The 24,759-nt window shown below is 31.6% G+C and carries 25 protein-coding genes and 1 riboswitch; of the genes, 15 read left to right on the top strand and 10 right to left on the bottom strand.

All coding sequences use genetic code 11. The features are described 5' to 3' along the window. Positions 1-49: 49 nt before the first annotated feature. Positions 50-238 carry a hypothetical protein gene (locus tag NRK67_13610; protein UUV18318.1) on the bottom strand — a complete coding sequence of 63 codons (189 nt, stop codon included), beginning with the start codon at positions 236-238 and terminating at the stop codon, positions 50-52. A 391-nt stretch (positions 239-629) separates the two neighbouring features. Between NRK67_13610 and NRK67_13605 the strand changes: the two genes are divergently transcribed. Next, positions 630-950 (top strand): nucleoside triphosphate pyrophosphohydrolase, encoded by a 321-nt coding sequence (locus tag NRK67_13605; GenBank protein UUV18317.1) that lies wholly within the window; start codon positions 630-632, stop codon positions 948-950. A gap of 825 nt (positions 951-1,775) precedes the next feature. Beyond that, entirely contained in the window at positions 1,776-3,314 is a 1,539-nt protein-coding gene (locus NRK67_13600; GenBank protein ID UUV18316.1) for an alanine:cation symporter family protein, read from the top strand. 65 nt (positions 3,315-3,379) lie between these two features. Here the strand turns inward: NRK67_13600 and NRK67_13595 are convergent, their stop codons facing one another. From NRK67_13595 to NRK67_13575, 5 genes are all read right to left on the bottom strand, one after another. Beyond that, positions 3,380-6,796, bottom strand: a complete 3,417-nt coding sequence (locus NRK67_13595; GenBank protein ID UUV18315.1) for a DUF748 domain-containing protein — start codon at positions 6,794-6,796, stop codon at positions 3,380-3,382. Between the two features lie 205 nt (positions 6,797-7,001). Next, the gene (locus tag NRK67_13590; GenBank protein UUV18314.1) at positions 7,002-10,076 is read right to left on the bottom strand and encodes an SMC family ATPase; all 3,075 of its coding nucleotides are present in this window, start codon (positions 10,074-10,076) and stop codon (positions 7,002-7,004) included. Next, positions 10,076-11,227 carry an exonuclease SbcCD subunit D gene (locus NRK67_13585; protein UUV18313.1) on the bottom strand — a complete coding sequence of 384 codons (1,152 nt, stop codon included), beginning with the start codon at positions 11,225-11,227 and terminating at the stop codon, positions 10,076-10,078. The genes NRK67_13590 and NRK67_13585 overlap by 1 nt, the downstream gene beginning before the upstream one ends. A 269-nt stretch (positions 11,228-11,496) precedes the next feature. Further along, positions 11,497-11,724, bottom strand: coding sequence for a hypothetical protein (locus NRK67_13580; protein ID UUV18312.1), 228 nt, complete (start codon positions 11,722-11,724; stop codon positions 11,497-11,499). Positions 11,725-11,866: 142 nt separating this feature from the next. Next, on the bottom strand, positions 11,867-12,205 hold the full coding sequence (locus NRK67_13575; GenBank protein UUV18311.1) for a zinc ribbon domain-containing protein YjdM: 339 nt from the start codon (positions 12,203-12,205) through the stop codon (positions 11,867-11,869). Between the two features lie 381 nt (positions 12,206-12,586). On the opposite strand from NRK67_13575, the gene glsA reads away from it, so the two are divergent. The 10 genes from glsA (at position 12,587) to NRK67_13525 (ending at position 19,612) form a co-directional block, all read left to right on the top strand. Beyond that, positions 12,587-13,501 carry a glutaminase A gene (gene glsA, locus NRK67_13570; protein ID UUV18310.1) on the top strand — a complete coding sequence of 305 codons (915 nt, stop codon included), beginning with the start codon at positions 12,587-12,589 and terminating at the stop codon, positions 13,499-13,501. A gap of 31 nt (positions 13,502-13,532) precedes the next feature. After that, the gene (locus NRK67_13565) at positions 13,533-13,973 is read left to right on the top strand and encodes an NUDIX domain-containing protein (protein UUV18309.1); all 441 of its coding nucleotides are present in this window, start codon (positions 13,533-13,535) and stop codon (positions 13,971-13,973) included. 9 nt (positions 13,974-13,982) lie between these two features. Beyond that, positions 13,983-14,702, top strand: a complete 720-nt coding sequence (locus tag NRK67_13560; protein ID UUV18308.1) for a uracil-DNA glycosylase — start codon at positions 13,983-13,985, stop codon at positions 14,700-14,702. A 61-nt stretch (positions 14,703-14,763) separates the two neighbouring features. Then, complete coding sequence (locus NRK67_13555) at positions 14,764-15,621, top strand: hypothetical protein (protein UUV18307.1); 858 nt, start codon at positions 14,764-14,766, stop codon at positions 15,619-15,621. A 113-nt stretch (positions 15,622-15,734) separates the two neighbouring features. Further along, the gene (ilvA, locus tag NRK67_13550) at positions 15,735-16,943 is read left to right on the top strand and encodes a threonine ammonia-lyase (protein ID UUV18306.1); all 1,209 of its coding nucleotides are present in this window, start codon (positions 15,735-15,737) and stop codon (positions 16,941-16,943) included. A 113-nt stretch (positions 16,944-17,056) separates the two neighbouring features. Continuing rightward, complete coding sequence (locus NRK67_13545) at positions 17,057-17,272, top strand: hypothetical protein (protein UUV18305.1); 216 nt, start codon at positions 17,057-17,059, stop codon at positions 17,270-17,272. Between the two features lie 43 nt (positions 17,273-17,315). Continuing rightward, positions 17,316-17,669 carry a zinc ribbon domain-containing protein gene (locus NRK67_13540; protein UUV18304.1) on the top strand — a complete coding sequence of 118 codons (354 nt, stop codon included), beginning with the start codon at positions 17,316-17,318 and terminating at the stop codon, positions 17,667-17,669. A 302-nt stretch (positions 17,670-17,971) separates the two neighbouring features. Next, complete coding sequence (locus tag NRK67_13535) at positions 17,972-18,610, top strand: histidine phosphatase family protein (protein ID UUV18303.1); 639 nt, start codon at positions 17,972-17,974, stop codon at positions 18,608-18,610. 195 nt (positions 18,611-18,805) lie between these two features. Continuing rightward, on the top strand, positions 18,806-19,234 hold the full coding sequence (gene rpiB, locus NRK67_13530) for a ribose 5-phosphate isomerase B (protein UUV18302.1): 429 nt from the start codon (positions 18,806-18,808) through the stop codon (positions 19,232-19,234). A 30-nt stretch (positions 19,235-19,264) separates the two neighbouring features. Next, the gene (locus NRK67_13525) at positions 19,265-19,612 is read left to right on the top strand and encodes a histidine triad nucleotide-binding protein (GenBank protein ID UUV18301.1); all 348 of its coding nucleotides are present in this window, start codon (positions 19,265-19,267) and stop codon (positions 19,610-19,612) included. A gap of 320 nt (positions 19,613-19,932) precedes the next feature. Here NRK67_13525 and NRK67_13520 read toward each other — a convergent pair whose 3' ends face one another. Genes NRK67_13520 through istA form a run of 4 tightly spaced genes read right to left on the bottom strand, consistent with a single transcriptional unit; the run spans position 19,933 to position 22,031 of the window. Beyond that, entirely contained in the window at positions 19,933-20,352 is a 420-nt protein-coding gene (locus NRK67_13520) for an ATP-binding protein (protein UUV18300.1), read from the bottom strand. After that, complete coding sequence (locus NRK67_13515; GenBank protein ID UUV18299.1) at positions 20,297-20,665, bottom strand: ATP-binding protein; 369 nt, start codon at positions 20,663-20,665, stop codon at positions 20,297-20,299. The genes NRK67_13520 and NRK67_13515 overlap by 56 nt, the downstream gene beginning before the upstream one ends. Further along, complete coding sequence (locus NRK67_13510) at positions 20,662-21,309, bottom strand: hypothetical protein (GenBank protein UUV18298.1); 648 nt, start codon at positions 21,307-21,309, stop codon at positions 20,662-20,664. The genes NRK67_13515 and NRK67_13510 overlap by 4 nt, the downstream gene beginning before the upstream one ends. Beyond that, positions 21,294-22,031, bottom strand: coding sequence for an IS21 family transposase (gene istA, locus NRK67_13505; GenBank protein UUV18297.1), 738 nt, complete (start codon positions 22,029-22,031; stop codon positions 21,294-21,296). Before istA ends, NRK67_13510 begins: the two co-directional genes overlap by 16 nt. A gap of 201 nt (positions 22,032-22,232) precedes the next feature. Here istA and NRK67_13500 point away from each other — a divergent pair, with 201 nt between their 5' ends. From NRK67_13500 to NRK67_13490, 3 genes are all read left to right on the top strand, one after another. Continuing rightward, entirely contained in the window at positions 22,233-22,940 is a 708-nt protein-coding gene (locus tag NRK67_13500) for a hypothetical protein (GenBank protein UUV18296.1), read from the top strand. A 197-nt stretch (positions 22,941-23,137) separates the two neighbouring features. Continuing rightward, positions 23,138-23,220: riboswitch (cyclic di-GMP riboswitch) on the top strand. Between the two features lie 132 nt (positions 23,221-23,352). Then, positions 23,353-23,505: a hypothetical protein gene (locus NRK67_13495; protein UUV18295.1), complete on the top strand. Its 153-nt coding sequence runs from the start codon at positions 23,353-23,355 to the stop codon at positions 23,503-23,505. Between the two features lie 493 nt (positions 23,506-23,998). Then, positions 23,999-24,604, top strand: a complete 606-nt coding sequence (locus tag NRK67_13490) for a pentapeptide repeat-containing protein (protein ID UUV18294.1) — start codon at positions 23,999-24,001, stop codon at positions 24,602-24,604. The last annotated feature ends 155 nt before the right edge of the window (positions 24,605-24,759 follow it).

Raw genomic sequence — 24,759 nt, 5'->3', positions numbered from 1 at the left:
ATTTCAAAGAAATTATTCCTCTTTAAAAGACATTTTGGATAGATCTAAATTAAGTTATTTTTACCTGATAATTTTTTTCAAATACACTTTTTATACCCGCTTTTGCTGGTTGTGGTTTATTGACGATACTATAAATAAAGCCTGCTATTATGAGAAGGCCAGTTAGAAATAATATATTAAAAATTATTTTATTATCCTTTTCTTCTGTAGTCATCTCGCTTTTTTGTTTGTTAATCATTTTACACCTCCATAAATTATAAAAATATATACACTAATTAAAAAAACAATTCAAGTACAAATTTATTTATGTAATTTATCTTACTTGTATGTAACATATATAGTATATATTATACAACAAGGATAGTCAATTAAATATTTATTTTTTTTGAATAAAACTATAAAATAGATAAATTATATATATGATACTGTATCTTAAAATATATTGCACTTATGTTTTAATCTTTTGAGAAAAGAAGGGGCAAACAGAATTTTGATTACGTGTAATACTGCCAATACAGTTTCAAGAAAGATCATAGAAAAGAATATAGTAGTTTTTGAAAATATAGTAGACGGGGTCAGAAGATAGTGGATAGAACTATAAAAGGGTATTAAACATTAGGAGGTTTAAAATGAAAATATATAATAAATTAATTAGGGATAAGATACCTGAGATAATTGAAGAAAATGGTGAAAAATATCATTGCCATATTGCAGGTGATAAAGAATACTTAGAAGCTTTGAGAGCTAAGATTAATGAGGAGGTAGAAGAATTTTATGAAACTCCATCTATAGAAGAGATGGCAGATATATTGGAAGTTTTAAGGGCCTTAGGAGATTATTATGGTTTTAGTGAGGATAAAATTGAAAAAGCCAGGATAGAAAAAGATAGAAAACGGGGAGCATTTAAAAGGAGAATAATTTTAGAAAAAGTTGAAAAAAACAAGGTATAAAGCTGAGAATGTCTAATATCTAAGGAGGCTGCTATTGTAAATAGTAGATATATATAAGAGAGGCTGTCTCATATTGTATATAAACCTTTAAATTAGTGTAACCTATAATTACATTAATTTGGAGGTTTTTTATTGTGTTGAAAAAAGCACAAATGTAACAGTAAAAGTGAACAAACACTTTTAAAATTAGAAATTGGTTAGCCTTTATTATAATCACATTAGAAAAAGATTAGAAAAGTATGAAAATAAAAAAAATTAAAATCTAAATGAATTGTTACCTCTTTCACTTAATTAAAGAAAACTTATAAAAAGGCTAAAACCGAAGTAAAATAAAATAGATCATTTCACAATTTAATACCATTTTATTGTATAATTTTAATAGAAATAAAAAAAGTGGTAAAAATATCCTATATTAGGCTAAATTAAATATAACTGTAGAGATCAATATAGTAATTGGTGGCTACAACAGGAATTATAATAAACTTAGAGATCTATTGATGATTAGATCAAAATAAAATAAATAAAATTAATAGTTTAGATTTTAAATATTTAAGTTCCCGTAGTTCTATTTTTATCACTCATCAGTTATATAATTTTAGTATTTCTGTACTTAAACATTAGTCTTAACCTTCTTTTGTTAAAAAAAATTATTTTTTGACAAAAAAATCACAATCAAAGGGATCTAACTCGTTACGAATGAACTGAAACGAGATAGCTTGTTCTGTTTTAGGTTTGACATTAAGTAGAAAGTGAAGCTAAACTTCTATTAGTAAATAAAAAAATTAAGAATTTATATTTCTTAACAAAATTACTTTGGAGGTTTCAATGGAAGTTATAATTAATGGGTTAAATAGTATTGTTTGGTCACCGGTACTTGTATATCTTTGTTTAGGTGCAGGACTATTCTTTACACTAAAAACAAGCGGTGTTCAATTTATGATGATTAAAGAGATGATAAGGCTATTATTGGGAAAAGATGTTAAGGAGGGAGAGAAATCAGAGGATTCAATAAGCGGATTTGAAGCCATGTGTATGTCGGTTTCTGGAAGGGTAGGAACTGGAAACATTGCAGGAGTAGCTACAGCCATAGCATTGGGAGGACCCGGGTCTATATTTTGGTTATGGGTAATCTCATTATTAGGCGCTGCATCATCATATGTGGAATCTACATTGGGACAATTATATAAAGAAAAATTTGAAGGTGGATACAGAGGAGGACCTGCTTATTACTTTAAAAAAGGATTATTAGGCGGGAAGACCTGGTATGGAAATTTATTTGCCTTATCTACAGTGCTGGCTATGCTTATATGTATGCCGTCTACTCAATCAAATGTAATCGCAGGAAGTTTAAAAACAGCAGTAGGAGTTCCAGAGTGGGTGACAGGATTAATTATTGTAGGATTTTTAAGTGTCATTGTTTTTGGTGGAGCTAAGAGGTTAGCGAAGTTTGCCGGGATAGTGGTTCCATTTATGGCAGTAATATATATCATCATTGCAGTGATAGTGTTGGCACTCAATGCTGGGGATATCATCCCATCACTGACTTTAATAGTTAAATCTGCATTTGGAAAAGAAGAGGCTTTTGCAGGGATTGCCGGTGCAGCAATATCTTGGGGTGTAAAAAGAGGTATTTATTCAAATGAAGCAGGCCAGGGGACCGGACCAGCTTCAGCAGCAGCAGCGGACACATCGCATCCTGCAAAGCAGGGATTGATACAGGCATTTTCTATCTACATCGATTCGATATTTGTATGTACAGCTACAGCCTTGATGATTATCATTACAGGAGCATATAAGGTTTTTGATGGAGTTACCGGTAAGGTAATTTATGCAGGAAAGGGTGCAACCTCTAGTATGAGTATGGGAACAGTAGGAGCAGCTAATACATCTACAGCTTTAGATATCGGTATTGGGTATGGTGCATATATAGTTGCCATAGCTATTGTATTCTTTGCCTTTACTACACTATTAGCGTTTTTCTGGAATGGAGATACAGCATTAGTTTATCTAACTAAGGGCAGTGAAAAAGGGAAAAAAATCAGGTTTGTTTCAAAATTAGTATATCTTGGGTTTACATTTTCAGGTTCTGTAGCAGCAGGAGGAATGGCTTGGACCTTTGGAGATATCGGAATAGGAATAATGGCATGGATAAACATAGTAGGAATTTTAATCATGCATAAACCGGCGATTGCCTGTCTGAAAGATTATAAATTAAGAATGAAGGAAAACAGAGAAGATGAGTGGGACTTTAATCCGAATAAGATTGGAATTCAAGGAGAATTTGCTGTCTGGGATGAAATAAGAAGAGAAGGAAGAGACACAGTAATAGTTGAAGAGGGAGCAGCAGAATTAAAAATATCATAGGATAATAAAAAAGAGCAAGTCGATTTAATCTGTCGACTTGCTCTTTTAAAATAAAATTATAATTTTTACTCCTTAAAATCCACCTTAGCCTGGGGAAGTGACCGACTGTCTTTAGAGATTTTTATTTCGATTCTTTTGGAAGAAACCCTATTTGTAAAGAAGTTCAGGATATATTGTTTTCTCTCCTCCATGAGATCTTCTAAGGTCATTTTTGAACCTATTCTCTGGCCTGAGAGGATACCGGTGATGGATTTGGTGGCTATAAGATTCTTTTCTATATTATTATTGGTATAGAGGGTAAAGGTAACCTTAGAGTTTGGATTTTCTGTAAGTATATTTACAATTTCACTCAGTTTGTCTCTCTCTAATTTACTCAATTCATTTGAAAGGTATTGAAAGTAAATGGTCTTGATCTCGTTATTTTCCAAGGGGAGGATCTTGGAAATTATAGTCTGAGGAGATCTGGCTGCTTTTACCAGACCACTCATAAGACTACTGGAAACAATTGTGGTTATACCTAACTTTGGATTTGTAAGGTCACCGGTTATAGGAAGGGTGAGATTGATATTTCCATATTTATCAATAAGAACTTTTATTATAGATCCTAGAGGAATTTCCTTGGAATAACCGGTAGATTTTCCCAATACCACCTTTGAGATGGTTATATCATGCTCTGAATCTAATTGACCGGCTTTCACATTAACCTTTCCTTTGGACGACAGAAGTCCCCCGTCAAACTCGTTGGGAAGGCTTTTTCTGAGGTAATTGTTAAAATCAGGTATTTTTAACTTAGTAACATTGAAAACTCCGCTAAAGGTAAGTGTCTTAGGTGAAAAATCCCAATCTTCCTTCAGGGTAAGATTTCCGTTGAGCTGTATTTTTTCTATTCCTATAATGGAAAAACCTGCATCTATAGAAAATCTTTTATTTTTTTCAGTGGTAAAGTTTACAGCTGAGATTCCTATATTGTCATAAACCGATGTTTTTTTCAGTCCCCTGTAGGTAACTTTTCCATTTTTAATTTTAATTTTTGAAGCTGATATTACAGGAAGAGGTTTTTTCTCCTTTTGTTCATCGGGAATTTTTGAAGACACTTTTATATCACCGGACTCTTTAGGAGGTTCTCTTAGGTCTATCATGGGTGAGGTCAGGGAGATGGAGCCAAATTTTATTGTTTTAGGAGATAGCTCCTTCACACCTATATCACCTTTAGATATTTTAAACTTAGTTTCATCTTTTATTTTTCCATTTAGATTCAAAAAAGAGAAATTGCTTTTTAAAAGAGTGACTTCCTCTTTTTTTAATCTGAAATCCATCTTAGAACGAATATTTTCTATAAACATTTCCATAGAATCAGATTTTTTTATGTAGAGATCAGAGGCAGAAAAACTTCCCTTGGAACTCATACTATCCTTTGAATAATCTAAAAAAGATGAATAATTGATAATTCCATTCAACTTATAAGGAAGCATTTCGATATAAGGGGTCAATATCTTAAGGTCTAAATTTGAAATAGATATATTCCCCTTTGCCTTGAGATCTGACAACATATCTATATCGTCTAACTTTATATTCAAGTCTCCCTTTAAGGAAGCGGAACTATTTATAAGTATATCAACTACAAAATTTGAATTAATTTTTTTATTGGATATATTATTTCCATTGAGATAGACATTTTCAAAGGAGAGATCCCCTGTAACTATCCGACCCTTTCTCAACTTAAGACTGTCTATCACAACTTCAATTTCCTCTTCTTTAGAAAGTGACTTATCACCTTGGGAGGTAGCTTCTTCTGCAGGAGAACTTTTAGAATCTTCAGGAGATATTTTTGTATTTAAATCTAAAAAAAAGCTGCTAAACTTCACTGAGTCTAAAATAATTTTTTTCTTATTCAAACTACTCACTGCAACTGCGAGATCTCCATTAAAAAAATTCTGACCTTTTTTATCTTTGATATTAAGTATTTTTAGATCTAGTGGACCGGAGAGGGAGTAGGAGTTATCATCTAAATTATACGCCGAAGAGACCTTACCGGAAAGAGATTTAAGCAGAATATTATGAAGCTGGGTCTTCTTTCCTATGAGTTTTAGATCTTCGGTAAATATATCTGACTTTAATGTGATATTGGGATAGTTATAGGAATAATTTCCTTTGAGATTAACATTTTTGATCTCAGCCTCATATGGGAGATTCTTTTGAATAGAATCAGGAAGTGCCAAAGATGGGGTATCCAATGTAAAGTTTCCTTTAAAAATAAGAGATTTAAGGGGATCAAATCCCATGGAATAATCCAAGACCTCAACAAGGGACTGAGATGAAAAATTTATGGTGTTGTTAAGGGTAAAGGAAAGTGCAGCAGATGACTTATTCTGAGGAACATTTCTCAGATCCTTGAGATCTAAATCGATGTCTGTAAATATAAGATCTCTGTAAGAAAGGGAAGATCTTTTAATGATAAACTCATCTATCCTTATATCTTTTAGTAGGGGACTTTTCATCCCTGCAGATTTTGGACTGATTTCCTGTTTTTTCTCAGGGGTAGACCCCTTTTTTTCTTTTTGAAAAATAGATAAGCTGCTTTGGGTGTTTTTTATTTCTACTTTTTTTAGGTTTAAGGATATCTCGGGAATGGTCAGACTTTCCAGGTCGACAAAGATATGTTCAGAGTTTAGAACCTGTTCGCCCTTTTCATCTTCAACAAGGATATTTGAACCGATTATATTTCCTCCTGCCTGAAATATTTTTTTCAGGTAGTTACCTTGAATAAAGATATTACCTTTAATATTCCCAGATAAACTAAGGTCACCTTTTTCCTTGGAAGAAAAGGTGTTATTTAAGTGAAATCCCTGGGAGACCAACGAGGTGTTTAACAGACCGGTTTTTGTATTAACTTTAATTTTTATATCAACGAGTCCGCTGCCTAAGATATTTAGATTAGCAGACAGGTCCAAGTCATTGTTTTCATAGGTAGATTCAGGAACCTTAAGGGTTATTGTATTCATTGATTTTAATATCCCATCTGGCCTGATAAAAGTCAGGTTTTCTATTGCAATATTGTGAACTTCTACCTCTCTTAAAAAGCCTTGTGAAGAGGCCGTAGAAGCCGACTCTTTTATTTTTGGAGAAGTTTCAGTATTATCTTTTGAGTTATCTTCTAAACTAATAAGGTTTAAAGCAGGTTCAATGAGGCGGACCTCACTTATAGAGAGTTTTCTTCTAAAAAGTTTAAGAGGATCGGTATTTATCTCTATGGATTTGAGAGACAGCAGTGGTTGCTCTTCCCCGTTCCATATAGTCACATTACGGGAAAAAAGAGTACCTGTGAAAGGGTTTAACCAGAGACTGCTAATAGTTACTCTTCTGTTTAGACTACTTTCTAAATATGAAGTGACTACTCCTTTTAAAATAAGGTTTGTACCTATCATCAAAAGAAATACAATTGTACCTAGAGATAGTAGAATAATCTTATATATTTTTTTCATAATCATCCTCCCCTGAAAACAAAGTCTTTATTATAATTTAGAGAAAAGACTTGTTTTATCCTGCTTAATTTTTTCTGAATAAAAAATAAATTTCAAATAGGATATTTTAGTTTCAGAAGTATGGATGTTTTATTTAATTTTTTTGAGGGAATGAAAATAAAAAAAGCTTGAGACCCGTAGGAAACAAGCTTTTAAATTTTGTTTTTTAGTAGATAACCTCTGCCTTACTTCCCCTAATAGTTTTTTCTACTTTGATCTGGCTGGTTATTGTCTGCTTTAATTCATTGACGTGGGATATGATTCCCACAGTTCGACCACTCGTTTTTAATTCCATTAAAATATCCATAGCTACAGAGAGGGACTCCTCATCTAGTGTACCAAAACCTTCATCTATAAAGACTGAATCGAGCTTTATCCCCCCATTTTGAGCCTGTACTACATCGGATAATCCCAGAGCTAAAGCCATAGATGCTTTAAAAGTTTCACCTCCGGAGAGAGTTTTAATGCTCCTTTCCTTTCCTGTATGGGAATCGAAGACATTTACCTCTAATCCTGAGCCGGCATTTCCTTTTTTAGCAGTATCCAGCCTCATATGGTATTGATTGTTTGTCATTAGGCTGAGCCTGTCGTTAGCTCTGTCTAAGACATCTTGGAAATAAACTGCTAAAACATAGTTTTGAAAAGTTATATTATTTCTTTTTTCTCCATATTTACCCACTGATATCTCATAGAGTTTATTAAAAATTTTATACTGTTTCTCTTTCTCTTCCAATACCTTTCTACTCTCATCTAGTTTTTTTTCAGGATTGGTAAAGCTGTTCAGTTTAGTCTGTTTTTTATTTATAAACCTGTCTATCTCCTCAATCTCCTGAGTTAATAACTTGCTTTTTTCATTTAACTTCTCCAAATTTATCGAATCTGCTTTTTTAAATTTTTCAGATTCAGAGATTATAGTTTTTTGTTTGATGACCTCCTCACGATAAGTTTTGATCTCCTCATTCAGGGGGTCTACAAGGATAGTGAGTATAGACTGATACTCATCTAAATCTTTAAAATTATTTTTTATCAGAGTTTCATTCCATCTATGTTCTTGAGTTTTAATAGTTTTAGTTAACTTGTTAATGTCGTCTTCAACAGCTTTTAACTGAATACCTTGAGTTTTAATCTCCTCTTTTAAAGTTTCAAGATCTTTAATAGTCGTTTGAAGTTCCCTACATCTATTCTGTGCAGATTCTAAAACTTTTTCAAACTTTTCAATATTCAGTTTATTTTCTTGGAATTTTTTTTGTATCTCCAAATTGCCATGGGTAAAACCTTCTATTTGAGAAGTTGAAACTTCTAAATCGGTCGTGATTTTACTTTCCTTTGCAATGGCTTGGATGATTTTATCATTATTTTCATTTTTATCTAGAATAGCTTTATCCAGGTCAGCCTGTGTAGGCAAAGTCTCTAACTGGATGTTAAGATCAGATATTTTATCTTGGTATTCTACCTTTAAATTTAACAGACTGATTTTATCACCTGGAAGATTATTAGGAGTAATTAATTCTAATAATTTAGCGTTTTCAGATTTTAATTGATCTTTCAATGTGAGGAGATTACCTTCACAAAGATTTAACCTTTCTTTGGAAACTTCATACTCGTTTTTATTTTTATCCAATTCTCTTTTGGTAGGACAATCTGCGGGTTTTTTAGGAAGGTTCGGGTGGGTCGTAGAACCACATACCATACAAGGCTTTCCTGTTTCTAACTCCTTTGACAGGTTATAAGCTTCATTTTGAACCCATATATTATGGAGATCAGTATAAATTTTCAATTTTGCTTTAGTTATCTCTAACAGTCTGTTTTCATCTGTTTTTAATGATTTTATCCTGTCTTCAAGGAAAGAAATATCATTTGCCTTAGACAGGATAGGAGTTAAAATAAGCTGTTTTTTTTCTAATACTCCCTTATTGTCATTAATTTCTTTACTCCTCTCCAGCTCTTTTTTCAGGGTGGACTCAATGTGTTCAAGGTGATGTTTTTGAAAATTTAAATGTTTAATACTCCTTTTGGTATCCCGGAGTCTTCTGGTTAACTTTTTTATCTCTTTATTTAAATTAATTACCTCTTTCTCATTGGAAATAAAAACTTTTAGATCTCCCTCTAAAATACTCATCTTACTTATAAATTTGGATTTCTCCTCCAACTCATCTTTTAATCCATCGTAATTATCAATATTTATTTTAGAGTTTACCTCCAGTTTTTCAAGGGTATTTCTGCCTTCTGAATACTTTGATTTTTTAGATTCCAGATTTCTTTTAGAATCTAAAAGTATTTCACACTCCCCCTTTATCTTCATAGCATCTTGGTTTCTCTTTATTTGATTTTTTTTAAACTCAATATCTTTATCCTGCTGCTGAAGGAGTAAAAGGGAATTCTCAGCTGAATTTAATTTCTTTATTCCCTCATTGATAATTTTAGACTCCTCAATTTCCTTGGTAAGACCTACAATATCTAATTTTGATTTTTCAGCTTTCTTTTCTTTTATAAGAGATTCCAAGGAAAACTTATTTGAGCTTATTATACTGGTAAGTTTCTCATATTCCAAAACTTCATTTTTTAAGAGAATTTTCCATACTTCATCTTCTATCTCCAAAGTTCTCAAGGCAGCAAAGAGATCTCCCTTACTTTTATAGATATTTTTCCTGATATTATCCGACCTGTCTTTTAGTCTGTAACTGATCTTTTCATAGATATCGGTATTGAAGATCTGTTTCAGTATCTCTGATTTTTGGTTGGAATTGGATTTGATAAATTCACTGAAGGACCCCTGGGCCAGCATGATTATCTTTTTAAATTGTTTATAGTCAAGCTTTATAATATCTTCCTCGATAAATTTATCTACCTGTGTTTTATTGGTTTTGATTTCGTCTTTAAATTCAATCTCCACACTTTCGCTTTTTTTTGAAAATTTCCCGTTCCTATTGATATATTCATATGCAGGAGTTCTTTTCACACGGTATTCGACACCATCCAGATCAAATGTATATTCTACATAGGCTTTAGATTTTTCCTTGTCGTCGATATAGTCACAGATTATACCGTTTTTTTTCTCATTATCATCGAAATTAGCTTTTCCGAACAGGGCATAGGTAATCCCGTCAAATATAGATGTTTTCCCTGCTCCTGTAGCTCCGGTGATAAGAAATAACCCCTCCTCATTGAGTTTTGAAAAGTCAAGATCAACCTCACCGGCATAGGGACCGATCCCCATCATCTTAAGTCTTATAGGTCTCATTAATGAGCCACCTCCTTGATTTCATTGATGACATCTCTTAATTGTTTCATCTCCTCATCATCTATTTCGATTCCTACACTGTGGCCCAAATCTTCAAAAAGCTGGTCAGCCGGGATCTTATGGATCTCTTTGGAGGAGTGATCTTTATCCATGGGATCAATAGTTGAGATCTCTATTCCAAGTTCCATTATCTGAGAATATCTGCTCCTCAGCTTATTCATGGCATCCAAGACACTTTCAGTGAGAGTTATCTTCAAATATGCATCTCGATCTATATCAGTTTCCATAATTTCATCGAAAGTACCCTTTAATTCGATCATGGGATATCTATCCTTTATCTCAATTTGTTCCAGATCAAATTTATTTTTGTCGATCTCTATAACAGTCAGTGATTTTTTTTGATTTTTTTCAGAAAAAGAGTATTTGATAGGAGAGCCGGCATATCTTACCCTTTCACTTTTAACCTTCCGGTTGCCGTGGAGGTGACCCAGGGCTGTATAATCAAAGTCTAAGAAATATCTTTCAGCAACAGATTCTTTCCCTCCTATGGCTAATATCTTTACAGAATCTTCCCTCTCTATCTCTTTTTCATCATCTCCACTGCCGATAACAAATCCGTGATAGAGAGCTATGTTAACTCTGCTACTATCTAAATTTTTAGAGGCTTCACCTGCAATAAATTTCATAGTATCATCATAGGTAGAGATTGTCAGATCCCTCTCCTTTATAACTGTTTCAAACTTTTTCCTTATGGCAGCGGGAGTAACAAAGGGCATCAAATAGAAATCAAAATTATCTACACTTATTTTATTGACCAGTTTTTTATATTCTCCAAGGATATGAAGACCCTGTTTAGCCAGGATACCCCTTGAAAAATCTAGTCTTGCAGGACTGTCGTGATTACCGCTTATGGCGATTACACGGACCTTTAATGTATTGATCAGGTGGGACAAAAAATCGTCCAATAGTTGGATAGATTCTTCTGAAGGGACAGATCTGTCGTAGATATCCCCTGCAATTAAAACAGTTTCTACTCTATGTTTTGAAATTGCACTATATATTTGTTCAAAAATATTCCTTTGATTTTCAATCATAGAATATCCGTTGACTTTTTTTCCTATGTGGAGATCACCCAGGTGCATTATTTTCATTTTACCTCCTCTAACATCGATGTTTAACTGATGTTTCCCGGTAAATTCTTATAAATGTCAAGCTTCTTTAAATTATCTTTTAAATTTTTCTTAAAATACTTAATGATGATTTTAAAGGCTTAAGAATATTGCGGTAGTTCAGCTTTTAAGATAATAATACCAATAAAAAAATAAAAAAGCAACGTGACGTTGCATCCAGACAGATATAATTCCTCGAGATAAAAAAAATCTCCACATGGGAGATTTTTTTTTTAATATTTTATTGCTTTCTATTTACTTTCCTCAGTTTTATTTTTCTCATCTTTTTTATCCGGGTCAAATGCTTCAATTAATTTTTCATATTCAAATTTGTTGGCAATATCATCCTCTTCATGGAATTTTTTTAGATCATCCATAGGGATCCCTGTTTTCTTAGAGATATTCTCCATAGAATGTTTTTCAATTTCAAGCAGATGTTTTATATAAGCTATAAATTTTTCATGATAATGTTTAGACATAATAATCACCCCTGGTTAATTTTTTTAAATTTTCACTCTAATTATAATCTACACCTTAAATTTGTATTTCCTTTTTTATACAAATAAAAAATCTCCCTAATTAATTAGATAACAAGTCTAATTAATTAGGGAGATTAAGAATCTATATTTTTTTTACAAATTCAGTTTTTAATTCCATAGACCCAATTCCATCAATTTTACATTTGATGTCATGATCTGCATCTACTAATCTTATGTTTCTAACTTTAGTTCCTTTTTTTACTACAAGGGAACTTCCTTTTACTTTAAGATCTTTGATTACGCTAACTGTATCTCCGTCTACTAAGATATTTCCATTGCTATCTTTGTACACCTTTTCTGCATTTTCTTCAGCTTCGATCTCTGGGTTCCACTCGTATGAACATTCAGGACAGACCATAAGGTTTCCATCTTCATATGTATATTCTGAATTGCATTTTGGACAATTTGGTAAAGTTTTCATGATTTTATTTCTCCTTTTACTATCTGTAATTTATTTTTTAACTATAGTTTTTTATACAAAATAAAAAAAAACTCAAGCACAATATTATACAATATTTTGATATGAAAATCAAGTTCAGTGTTTTTATTCCTATAAAATCTGATATTTTATATAAATCACTAAAAACTTTTATCAACTTATTAAAGTTAATTTTTTTTAGGAGCAAAAAAAGTACTTTAATTTTTATAAAGATTATTACCTCTAAAACATCTATGAATAAAGTTGTATTAGCTTTTATTTTAATGGATGATGTGGTAAACTTTAGGTAAACAAAATAAAAAAATAATTGTCATTTTTGATATTTATTTTTTTTAAAATGAACATAATATATGGGGGAGAGAGATGGAAATTCTTTTAGATAAAATAGTAAAAAAAAATAAAATTAAAACAAAATTTGGGAATGTAGCAAACTATATACCTGGACTGGATAAAGCAGAAAAAGAGGATTTGGGGATATGCTTATTAGATATGGATGGAAATAGGTATTTTTATGGTGATTATGATAAAAAATTTACTATTCAAAGTGTATCTAAACCCATAGCCCTTATGCTGGCTATGTTGGATAATGGTGTAGATTATGTATTTTCAAAAGTGGGCACTGAGCCTACAGGAGATGCTTTTAATTCTATGATCAGACTGGAAACAGCTATTATAAAAAAACCTTACAATCCAATGATAAATGCCGGAGCTATAGCAGTTTCATCTATGATAAAGGGAGAGAATAAGGAAGAGAAGTTTGAGAGACTGTTGGATTTTTTCAAACTGGTAACTGAAAACGATACATTGACATACAATGAGGAGATATATTCAGGAGAAAACAGGACTGGAAATAAAAACAGGGCTATGGCTTACTTTATGAAGGATCAGGGTGTAATAGAATCTTCTGTAGAAGAGAGTCTGGATGTATACTTTAAACAGTGTTCTATAGAAGTAACTACAATGGATCTTGCTATGGTTGGGATGTTTTTGGCTAGAAACGGAAGGCTGTCTACTGGGGAAAAAATAATATCTGATTATGAGGCTAAGGTTGTAAAGTCGTTGATGATGACCTGTGGAATGTATGATGGATCAGGAGAGTTTGCTTTAAAAGTAGGAATACCATCTAAAAGTGGAGTAGGAGGAGGAATAATGTCTGTTCTTCCGAATAAGATGGGGATAGGAATATATGGTCCGGCTTTGGATAAAAAAGGTAACTCCATAGGTGGAGACGGTATATTGGAAGATCTGTCCAAAGAATTGGATCTAAGCATATTTTAAAAAATGTAATTTAGAGATAAGGGAGGCTTTTATGGAGATAAAATTTTATAATCAAAATGCTGTGGATAAGAAAAAATATTCGGTAATTATTCCCCTGTACGAAGGAAAATTAGTTTTAGTTAAACATGAAGAGAGAGACACCCTGGAGCTGCCTGGGGGACACATAGAAAAAGGTGAAACAGCAGAGATGGCAGCTAAGAGGGAGTTGTATGAAGAAAGCGGTGCAACCAGTTTTGAGCTGACCTATCTATGTGATTATAGTGTAGAAAGAGATGGAGACTTGAATTATGGAAGTGTTTTTATGGCTGCAATAAATAAATTTGGTGATCTGCCTAATTTTGAGATGGAGGATAAAATTCTGGTGGAAGAAATCCCTTCAAATCTTACCTATCCAGAGATTCAGGGAGAATTTATAAAAAAATATTTGATAAAAAATGGAGAAAAATTTGAATTTAAAGCTAAAAAAATTTAGGAGGGAAAATTGAATTTAGACAAAAATAAATTTTTAGAGGATAATAAAATTCATGATAGCTATCATGAATTTTTTACTTTAGAGATAATCCAGGAAATAGAGAAGATAATGGAAACAATCAGCAACTATACTCCTGCCAAAAAAGATATATTTAAAGTGTTTAGAGATGATCTAAACAGGGTAAAAGTAGTGCTTTTGGCCATGGATCCATATCCACAGAAAGGAGTCGCTACAGGTCTGGCATTTGAAGTGGAGAAGGACTCATGGATGGACAAGGGGGTAAATACCTCATTAAAAAATATGGTGAAATTAATTTATAAAACTTATATGGGGGAGATCCCTACAGTAGATAGGCTAAGAAAGGAAATTAGCGATAAAACTTTTGATATTCTGCCCCCCAATGAATTATTTAAGTCCTGGGAATCCCAAGGGGTACTTCTCTTAAATACTGCACTGACTGTGGAGATAGGAAATTCCGGGAGTCATATTAAATTATGGGGTAATTTTACAGAAAAACTTATAGGGTTTATAGAGAAAAAAAATAATAATATTATATTTTTACTCTGGGGGGCTAAAGCCGGGAAATATAAAAAGTATATTGAGAAATCCCAGATAATAGAGCACAATCACCCGGCTATATGTGGAAACTTAAAAAATCCAAAAGATTTTTTGAATGGCGAAAGTTTTGAAAAAACACGGGACTTGGTCCAGTGGACAGGAAAGGTATAATCAGCAATAAAAAATTTAAATTTTTTATATAATAAACGAGAACCATAGAAGGAGAAAAACAATGAAGTATTTTTTATTTACGGACCATCCAAAGGGTGGATTAGATACAGTCAGCGAGGAGATTGAAGAGAGGATCAGAAGGTATTTTAGCGGAATAGATACCATAGAAACAAAAGTTACACTGAAGGGAAAGGAATATAATGCCGTTATAGACTATGCAATGTTTGCAAATTTAACTAATTTTGATTGTTTTAATTGTGTTGAACACTGCTGCGGTGATGCCCCGGCAATATTCAATAAAAAAATTAGACATTTTATATTGGAGAATAAAGAGAGTTACAATAAACTTACCAAGACTCTGGATATATTGGAGGAGCTGGGGAATGATAGTGATGAGATAGAAGATATGATTTTAGAGGAGGATGTGCTGGTTCCTTCTAAGTATTTAGGCAATGAGGTAGACCTGTGTGCCTGTGCATATACTCCTAAAAATGGTCAGACTCTGTGCTCACTGCACTCGATTTGTCTGGATAAAAATATGAGTCCCAAAGAAATTATAGATAATAAACCACTCATATGCAGTATATGGCCACTGGAGATAATCCTGGATGAAGAGACAAATACTCTCTACTTTACACTGCCTGATGATTTTACTAATAATTTCACTATAGAGAATTTTTATACAAAATCCTGTATAAATATAGACTTTGCTATGAGTCCGATTTTCAGAAGGGAAAATCCAAATGGTTTCCTTGAAGATGACTTTAAACCCTTTATAGTTACCTATGGTGAAACCTTAAAAAACATCCTGGGAGAGGATATTTATAATAAAATAAAAAATAAATTATTAGAGGAAGAGATATTGGAAAACGGTGATTTTGTAATAGAAATAGAACAAATAAACAGAGTATTGACATAAAAGAGTATAAATAAATGATATTTTTTAACGAAAAATGTTGCATTTTTTTAACCTTTAGTTATATAATAGTTTTAAGGAGTTTAATACTAAAAAATTATTCGGGGGATTTAATTATGCATAAAGTAAGATTAGAAGATATTCAAATGGCACAAAAAGTTTTAAAACCGGTTATAAAGGACACTTGTTTATTAGAGTGTAAAGAGTTAAGTAAGATAACAGGTGGAAATGTTTATTTAAAGACAGAAAACCTTCAGTTAACGGGATCATTTAAGATTAGAGGAGCTTTTAATAAGATAAGCAACCTAAGTGAGGCAGAAAAGGCAGCTGGTGTAATTGCATCTTCAGCTGGAAATCATGCTCAAGGGGTAGCACTTAGTGCAACTAAATTAGGAATAAAATCAACTATAGTGATGCCGGAGATCGCACCACTAGCAAAAGTAGCAGCAACTAAAAACTTTGGTGCAGAGGTAGTGTTACACGGTTCTGTATATGACGATGCCTATGCAAAAGCTTGTGAGATCCAAAAAGAAACTGGAGCTACATTCTTACATCCATTCGACGATAAGTTTGTAATTGCAGGACAGGGAACTATAGGATTGGAGATCTTGGATCAATTAGAAGATGTAGATGCAGTTCTTGTACCAATTGGTGGAGGAGGAATCTTAGCTGGAATCTCTACTGCTATAAAAGCAATCAAGCCAAGTGTAAAAGTAATTGGTGTAGAAGCAGCTCATGCACCTTGTATGAAGAGTGCAATTGAAAAAGGTGAAGTTTATACAATCGATTCAAAAGCTACAATAGCTGATGGAATTGCTGTAAGAAGAGCTGGAGAGTTAACTTATGAGATCATCAAGGAGAATGTAGATGAATTCGTAACTGTTACAGAAACTGAGATAGCTAAAGCTGTATTATTATTATTAGAAAAGGGTAAGATAGTAGCAGAGGGAGCAGGAGCAGTATCGGTAGCAGCACTTTTAAACAGTGACTTAGATCTTAAAGGTAAAAATATAGTATCTGTAATATCTGGTGGAAACTTAGATGTTAACCTTATGGAAAGAATCATTAACAAAGCCTTAATCGGTGAAAACAGAAGATATACATTAAAGGTAAAATTAGTGGATAAAGCCGGAGAGATGACTAAATTATTAGGATTAATAGCTGAATTAAAGGCTAATATCTTAACTTTAAATCAAACAATGTATAAAAATTCCCTTGCAATTGGTGAGCAGGAAGTAAAACTTACACTGGAAACTTTTGATAAGGGACATACTGATAAAATTGTAGCAAAATTAACTGAAGAAGGATACGAAATATTAGGTTAATTAGAAGTTGATATAGAGTCAGAAAAGACCCAATATATATTGGGTCTTTTTTTTAGAACTGCTTTTAAAGTGCAAAACTTTTATAAATAAATAACAGATTGAGGAGGAGATAGATGGCAGAGCTTAGGATACCCAGGGAAGAGGAGAGGATAGAGCTGGAAAAGCACTATGAGTGTGTGAGAGAAGGATGTGTATATGCAGAAGCCCTCTTGTCTGTAACCTATAATATGTTCGGGACTGCTTCATTGCCAAGGATAAGATGTACAAGTGGTAATTTTTATTTGAATCCTGAGAGCAGGATCTGTGGTAATTTTTGTAAGTCGTTATAATTTAAGTTATAATAGAGGAAATTATAGATGAGTTGGAGGAAAGATGTTTTTTATAGGAGTTTTTGGAATTGGACAAAAAAGAAAAATACTTAAAGAAGTAAAGTTTAAATGCACAGGATGTATGGAAGGAAAAGCGGTTTTAATTCAACAGAGTAAAAGTTTTGATTTGTTTTTTATTCCTGTATATCATTGGGATAAAGTATTTTTTATAAACTGTTTGTCTTGTGGAAGTTTATATAAAGTCAAAGAAGAAAAAATCAATAAAATAATTGAGAGTTCTAAAGTAGAATATGACGATATAGAGGATATTATCTATGAAAAAATCAGTTGTCCAAAGTGTGGTACCGGAATAGATAAAAGTTTTAAATATTGTCCAAAATGTGGGGAGAAGTTATAAAAAAATTCTATTTTTATTATTATATCAAGGAATTATAAATTAATTTTATCAGCATAGTAATTTTTACTTAAGTATAAGATTTTTTATTATCCAGAAAATTATATCAGAAAGGTGATAGGACCATTAGTTTATCATAGTAAATACAGGATTTTCAGATAAAATTTACGGAATAAATAAAAGACTATAAAACCTAAATTGTGCTTGTCTGGATGCAGCGTCACGTTGCTTTTTTTAGATAGAGTGACAAAATAAAAAAAAACTTATATAATATAAGAAATTAATTTATAGAAAAGGGAGTAAGTATGTTAAAAATACATTTTGTTAGACATGGACAGACCGAGTGGAACGTTATAAAAAAATTACAGGGGCATCTTAATTCGCCATTGACCGAAGAGGGAGTGGAGCAGACAGAACTTCTCTACGAAAAACTGAGATATGTTGATTTTAATAAAATATATACAAGTCCCCAGGGGAGAGCACTTCACACTGCCAGAATCTTAAAGGGAGAAAAAGATATAAAGATCCTGGAGCTTTGTGAGATTATGGAGATGGGATTTGGAGATGTAGAAGGTCTGGAAAAAGAAAAATTTAAAGAGAAACATCCGGAAGCTTTTATGAATTTGTGGACCGATGCTGTAAAATATGACCCCAGTGATTTTTCCGGAGAATCTTTTGTAGAGGTTGAAAAAAGAGCTATAGAAGGTCTGGAAAAATTAGTAGAGGAAAATAAAGCAGGAGATATCATGGTAGTCAGCCATGGGATGATATTGAAGGTTATATTCGGCTATGTATTAGGCCATGGTTTGGATAAGTTCTGGATAGACCCGGTACCTCAAAATACCAGTGTGACAACTATCAGTTATAATGACGGTGAATTTAAGATGGAAAATTTTTCTAATATAGATCATTTAGAAAATGTAGAAGAGATAAGCTATATATAGCAGTATTTAAATATGTCCAGTTTATTAATTAATTGTGATAGTTTTATGGTTCGCAAACAAAAGTCCGATAATTAAATGATATAAATTTTAAATTAAAAATAATAAAATCAAACCTAGAAAAAATAAAGCATATAGAATATAATAAGACGATAATTTTTTATAATTATAAATAAATATAAGAGGAAGGTATTAGAAATGAAAATAGCTATTGGCAGCGATCACGGTGGATTTGAATTAAAGGGAAAAGTTATTAATTTTTTAACGGAAAAAGGACATGAAGTTTTAGATCTAGGATGTAACTCTACAGATTCTGTGGATTACCCTAAATATGGAAGATTAGTAGGAGAAGCAGTAGTTGAAAAAAAAGCTGATAAAGGAATTGTAATCTGCGGAACTGGAATAGGGATTTCTATTGCTGCAAATAAAGTAAAAGGTGTAAGAGCTGCGCTATGCACAAACACAACAATGGCTAGACTGACTCGTGAACATAATGATGCTAACGTATTATCTATGGGAGCAAGAATGGTAGGAGATATCTTAGCTTTAGAAATGGTAGATGTTTTCTTAACTACTGAATTTGAAGGTGGAAGACACCAAAAAAGAATAGATCAATTAGAGGGATAGATAAAATTTATATTTTAGGAGGTAGAGTTTATGAGTACATTATTTACAAAAATAATTAACAGAGAAATTCCGGCATCCATAGTATATGAAACTGAGAAGGTGATTGCTTTTAATGATATCAATCCCCAGGCACCGGTTCATGTTTTGGTAGTTCCTAAAAAAGAGATACCTACATTAAATGATATTGAAACGATAGACTGTGAATATCTAATGGAGATGTATAAGGCTATAAAGGAAATTACCAGAGATTTAAAGATCGCAGAGGATGGATACAGAGTAATCACAAATTGCAATACCCATGGAGGGCAGGAAGTGTTTCACCTGCACTTTCATATCCTAGGCGGAAAAGCGTTAGGTTCTATGGTATCTTCAAAGTAATAATATTTAGACAGAAAAAATCAGGTATAAATACCTGATTTTTTTATTTATCACAAAACAAAATTATTTGAATTTAAGGTTTTGAGAAGAGGATTAAACCTCCCCTTTTTTTATTATAGAGAAAATATAAAAATGTTAGATGAATTACTACATTTAAACTTTGATCATGTTTAAATGGATGCAACGTCACGTTACTTTTTTATAAAAAAAAGGAAATAAAAGAAAATTTGATAATAGATGTAAATGTCAATCAAGAATTGACCCATGTGGCAGTTAATTTTTGACCCACCTAAGGGTAATTAAAAAGTGACCCACCCTGCCTATTTCGCAGAGACCCTGTAAGAGTCACCATTCATGTTTAAAATATGTCCTCTAAATGTTACGCGATCTATTAAAGCTGTTGTTAACATTGTATCAGGGAAGAATTCTTCCCACTCTGAAAATGCTAAATTAGTAGAAATTATAATACTTCCCCTCTCACTTCTTTCTGAAATCACTTGAAATAGGAGTTCTGATTGATGTTTGTTAAAGGAGAGGTAGGAAAGCTCATCTATTATGAGTAGATCTAATCTTGCTAATTGCCTTAAGAATCTCCCTAAATTACTATTTTCTTGCGCTTCAACTAATTTATTTGATAAGTTAGCAGCTGTAGTAAAGTACACCTTATGTCCACAGTTGCAAGCTTTAAGTCCTAGAGCTATAGAAAGATGTGTCTTTCCAGTTCCTGGGTTCCCTATCATTATTATATTTTCTTTTTTTTTTGATAAACTCACAGCTGGAGAGTTCGCCTACTACTGAAGGTTTTAAATAGCTAAGACGTTTAACTTCAAACTCTTCTAGCGTTTTTTCAAAGGGAAATTTAGCTCCGCGCTTTAACCTGAAAAGTTTATTGTCTTGTCTAGTTAATACTTCCTTTTCTAATAGTGTAAGCAGAAATTCTTCATATCCTTGTTTTGAATTTATTGCTTGGCGCTGAACCTCATGATAGTCTTTGAAGCTAGATAGTTTTAAAGCTTTGGAAAAAAGTTTAATTTTTTCACTAATTACACTCATTGGATCACCTCTTGGGAAATTAAGTTATCATATTTACCTAAATTATTTCTTTGAACTTCTATTTGGTCGTTGATTTTAGGAAGACCGACTTCTTCTCTTAGATATTCTAAAAAGAGTTTTGAATCTCCTTTAGAGTGATACATTTCAAAAATTGCTTTAGGAATATTTTGTATAACTGGATCAGCATTAAATACAGCTCGCGGTTTTCTTTCTAAAGCTTTAAGATAGTGAATTAATTGATAACTATGCTTATTTTTTTTAAATATTCTCTGGTGAATTGCAACAACTTTACCTTTATGAAGAAATTGTATTTCTGAATGACCAGTTTTTAAAATCACCTCAGTTCCTACTAATTCACAGGGTAATGAATATTTATTAGTTTCAAAAGTTACAGTTGAAAACTTAGTGACTCTTTTATAGTCTCTTTTAGAAATATCTAGTGAATGGCTAGGAAGCTCTAAAAGGTTATTAGCTTCAATCTGGAATTTTTGTTTAACACTTAAGCTTTCACCGCCAACTTTATGATTTTCTAAGTAGTTATCACAAGCCTTTTTTATTTTGATATTTAACTCATTCAAACTTTTAACTCTAGGGATAGGAACCATAGTATTTCTTCTGATAAGTCCTACTAAATTTTCAACCAAACCTTTTTCATTTCCACTTCTAACATTGCAAAATTTAGGTTTAAAAGCATAATGAGCAACGAGAGTTCATACCCTTTAGTTATTTTAGTTACATGTTTTCCATAGCCTTCTGATACAGCAACTCTGGCATTATCAAAGAGAACTTCTCTAGGAATACCACCAAAATATTCAAAAGCAGAGATGATCCCATCTAAAAAACATTCTTCTCTTTCTGCGAAGTAGGCCTTAGTAAAGATATGAGCGCTATATGCTAACCGAGCACAAAAATATTTTATTTCCTGCTTTTCATCATTGAGAAAGATATGCGCTGAACCAAAATCAATTTGCATAGCTTCCGCAGGATTAAAGGTAAGTGGTAGAAAAACCTCTTTTGTTTTACCTTTTAATTCTCTAAATGCAACCTTAACAGAAGAATATGAACCAAGAAACCCAACCTCTTCTTTGAGTCTAACCCAAACCCTATTAGCAGTGTGCCTCTGTTTTGAATGAGTATGCTCGTTGTCTTCAAAAATACAAGCTTCAATAAAGTCTAAGACTTCTCTAGTCATAACTTGTTTTCCTCGAGAAGAAAACTTTTTTTCTCCAGGAATTGTATCTCCATTAATATACTTTCTAACAGTGTTTCTAGAAATATGAAGATCTCTAGAAATTTTTCTAATAGAAACCCCTTCAACTAGATGAAGTCGTCTAATTTTTTTATATGTATCCATATGAATTGCCACCTCAAACCTCCTGTACATCTCTTTAAAAAGATTGTACAGAGTAATATTAGGGTGGGTCAATAATTAGCTGCCTTTTTTATCTCAAAAGGGTCAATTTTATATTACCCTTTACAAATAGATGTAATATCTAATCTTTTGCTTCATTGAAAAATACCATCAGAATAAATCTATAGAAAAAAAATTAAAAAAAGAGGTGGGGAAATGAAAAAAATTATATTAACAATGTTTTTATTATACAGTGCCATGTTTGGCTCAGAATGGAGATCAGTTAATCAAGTGGATGAATTTGGTGACAAAACTGGAGCTGTCGCAATAGTAACAAGTATAGAAAATGGGACTTTTTCCAATGCTGTAACAAGGGGTTCTAAATTAGAAGGGTTTCTAAAAGTCGGGACAAACTTTGTATCTTTTAATACTTATGAATATGGGTATTCTAGAAGGGTTAAATCCAATATGAAAGACATTACCGTTAAAATGAAAAATTCAAATAATGAAATTTTAAATATGAGATTAAATTCTATGTATGCTTTTGATTTTCCACAATATAAAAGTTATGATGCAAAAAAAATTAAAAATTTTATAAAAAAAAGTAATGGAGAAATCAAAGTTATTATCTATGGAAAGTACTCTAAAGTCCAAAATTTTACTTTTAATGTTAACGATTATAGGAAAAAATTGGAATTAATTAAAGATAAGGTTGTCTTAGAGTATAAGGATGGTATAGCATATGAAAAAAATAAAAAAACGCCATATACAGGAGAGTGGACTGGTTACTATAAAGATGGGAAAGTTTTAGTAGATGTTAATTTTAAAAATGGGAAGCGAAATGGGATTCAAATTATATATGATAAAAACGGCGAGATTGAATTCAAAACAACCTTTAAGGATGGAAAAGTAATTGAAAAATAATCAACTGATATTTTTGAGAGCAAAAGCACTTATATTACTAAATAAAAAATAGATCAATCATACAAATTCTGTATTTGGAGGGGTTATTTCCTTACTTTTAACACTTCTTTTTAATTGATTTTAAATTTGTTTTAAGTATAGTGTAGTTGAAAAAAATAAACTGTTATGATAATATAACTATAATTAAGAAAAAATAATTCTGAAAAAGGCAAAGTAGGGGAAATCCTATGACGCAAAACTAAAGGGTCTAAGTCTATAGATATGACAGCCAGTTGCCAAACTTTTTTAGAGAGGTGCTATTTTAAAAAATAATATAGCCTCTTTTTTATTTGCATAATTTTAAGTTTAAAAAGCAAAAATGAAATTAATCAACTAAAAAATAAGTTATAAAAAATTAAAAAGGTGGTGGATGGTGGATATTGATTTAATTAATCGTTTGAAATATCAAATTTTAAAAAAATATAAAGATCAAGAAGGAGTTAATGAATTAATTTATATTTTAGAAAATTTAGAGAAAAAAATAAACAATTTAGAAAAGAAACAAATTGTAAAAAATAATACCTGATACTTTGTAGTTTTTATTTGTAGATGTGAAATTATGGTAAAGGAAAAAATATTATGTTTGATAATGTAAAAGAGAATTTAAAATGGAATTAGATTCTAATGGAGTTCCATATAAGAAGATTTGTCCATTATGTAAAAAGAATAGAGTAAGTTATGCGAGAGGAGTAAGGGGTAGAATTTAATCTAAAGAAGTATTAATTTATAAAAAAACAGAATGTTTTTTAATTCTGTTTTTTTATTTTTTTGATTAAATTAATTAAACTCATTAAGTTTTAAAATTTAGACTTTCAACGTTTCAATAAAAATGGTATACTAATTCTTAATTTTATGAAAAAAATAAAGAGGAAGCAGTTTATGGAAAAAAATTATATAAGAAATAGATTTAAAAAGAATTCCATAGAGGAAAATATGCCCGACTTGAAAACTCATTAAAAATTTTTTAGATATAATCAGTAGATTTTTAATGGTTACAGAAATTTAAAAAGGAGGTTTTTATGTTACAATCTGAGGATTTAAGTGGTGATTTAAGGAAAGCGAATTTACGTAATGCCGATTTAAGTTATGTGAATTTAAGGGATCTTGATTTAAGTTATGCTAATTTACGTAATGCTGATTTACGTAATGCAAATTTAACTAATGTGAACTTAACTTGTGCTGATCTACGTGATATCGATTTAGCTGATACTCATTTTATATATGCTGATTTAAGCTATGCAAATTTATGTGGTGTTGATTTTAATAATACTGATCTGAGTTATACAAATTTACGTAATGCAAATTTATGCTGTGCTAAATTAAGTGCTAATATTTTACGTGGTGCAAATTTATATGGTGTAAATTTAACTGATGCTGATTTAAGCAATACTAATTTAACCGGGACTAATTTAACTTGTGCAAAATTAGTTCTTGCTAACTTGAGTAATTCTGACTTAAGTAATGCAAATTTAAGGAGTGCTGATTTAAGAGATGCAAATTTAAGGAATGCTGATTTAAGGAATGTTAATCTAAGAGATGCGGATTTAAGTGGTGCAAACTTAAGTGGTGTAAATTTAACTGGTGCAGATCTAGTAGGTACCAAGTTTGATGACACTGTCGACTAAATATTTAAAAATATTTATAATACATATTCCATAGAGGAAAAATTTTTAGAATGTCAATTACTGAGTATATATCAGTTTGGACTTATATATGGACAAAATAAAAAATTATGGTATAGTATTAAAGGAATCAAAAAAATTAGGGGGATAATTATGAA

It is taken from the genome of Fusobacteria bacterium ZRK30 (genome assembly GCA_024628785.1).
Classification (GTDB): Bacteria; Fusobacteriota; Fusobacteriia; order Fusobacteriales; family Fusobacteriaceae; genus Psychrilyobacter.
The sequence above is the reverse complement of the archived record's forward strand: the minus strand, read 5'-3'. Positions and strand labels throughout refer to the sequence as shown.

Coding starts and splice junctions, on each gene's coding strand:
- NRK67_13610 (UUV18318.1), bottom strand. CDS start 238: ATGATTAACAAACAAAAAAGCGAGATGACTACAGAAGAAAAGGATAAT.
- NRK67_13605 (UUV18317.1), top strand. CDS start 630: ATGAAAATATATAATAAATTAATTAGGGATAAGATACCTGAGATAATT.
- NRK67_13600 (UUV18316.1), top strand. CDS start 1,776: ATGGAAGTTATAATTAATGGGTTAAATAGTATTGTTTGGTCACCGGTA.
- NRK67_13595 (UUV18315.1), bottom strand. CDS start 6,796: ATGAAAAAAATATATAAGATTATTCTACTATCTCTAGGTACAATTGTA.
- NRK67_13590 (UUV18314.1), bottom strand. CDS start 10,076: ATGAGACCTATAAGACTTAAGATGATGGGGATCGGTCCCTATGCCGGT.
- NRK67_13585 (UUV18313.1), bottom strand. CDS start 11,227: ATGAAAATAATGCACCTGGGTGATCTCCACATAGGAAAAAAAGTCAAC.
- NRK67_13580 (UUV18312.1), bottom strand. CDS start 11,724: ATGTCTAAACATTATCATGAAAAATTTATAGCTTATATAAAACATCTG.
- NRK67_13575 (UUV18311.1), bottom strand. CDS start 12,205: ATGAAAACTTTACCAAATTGTCCAAAATGCAATTCAGAATATACATAT.
- glsA (UUV18310.1), top strand. CDS start 12,587: ATGGAAATTCTTTTAGATAAAATAGTAAAAAAAAATAAAATTAAAACA.
- NRK67_13565 (UUV18309.1), top strand. CDS start 13,533: ATGGAGATAAAATTTTATAATCAAAATGCTGTGGATAAGAAAAAATAT.
- NRK67_13555 (UUV18307.1), top strand. CDS start 14,764: ATGAAGTATTTTTTATTTACGGACCATCCAAAGGGTGGATTAGATACA.
- ilvA (UUV18306.1), top strand. CDS start 15,735: ATGCATAAAGTAAGATTAGAAGATATTCAAATGGCACAAAAAGTTTTA.
- NRK67_13545 (UUV18305.1), top strand. CDS start 17,057: ATGGCAGAGCTTAGGATACCCAGGGAAGAGGAGAGGATAGAGCTGGAA.
- NRK67_13540 (UUV18304.1), top strand. CDS start 17,316: ATGTTTTTTATAGGAGTTTTTGGAATTGGACAAAAAAGAAAAATACTT.
- NRK67_13535 (UUV18303.1), top strand. CDS start 17,972: ATGTTAAAAATACATTTTGTTAGACATGGACAGACCGAGTGGAACGTT.
- rpiB (UUV18302.1), top strand. CDS start 18,806: ATGAAAATAGCTATTGGCAGCGATCACGGTGGATTTGAATTAAAGGGA.
- NRK67_13525 (UUV18301.1), top strand. CDS start 19,265: ATGAGTACATTATTTACAAAAATAATTAACAGAGAAATTCCGGCATCC.
- NRK67_13520 (UUV18300.1), bottom strand. CDS start 20,352: ATGATAGGGAACCCAGGAACTGGAAAGACACATCTTTCTATAGCTCTA.
- NRK67_13515 (UUV18299.1), bottom strand. CDS start 20,665: ATGAGTGTAATTAGTGAAAAAATTAAACTTTTTTCCAAAGCTTTAAAA.
- NRK67_13500 (UUV18296.1), top strand. CDS start 22,233: ATGAAAAAAATTATATTAACAATGTTTTTATTATACAGTGCCATGTTT.
- NRK67_13490 (UUV18294.1), top strand. CDS start 23,999: ATGTTACAATCTGAGGATTTAAGTGGTGATTTAAGGAAAGCGAATTTA.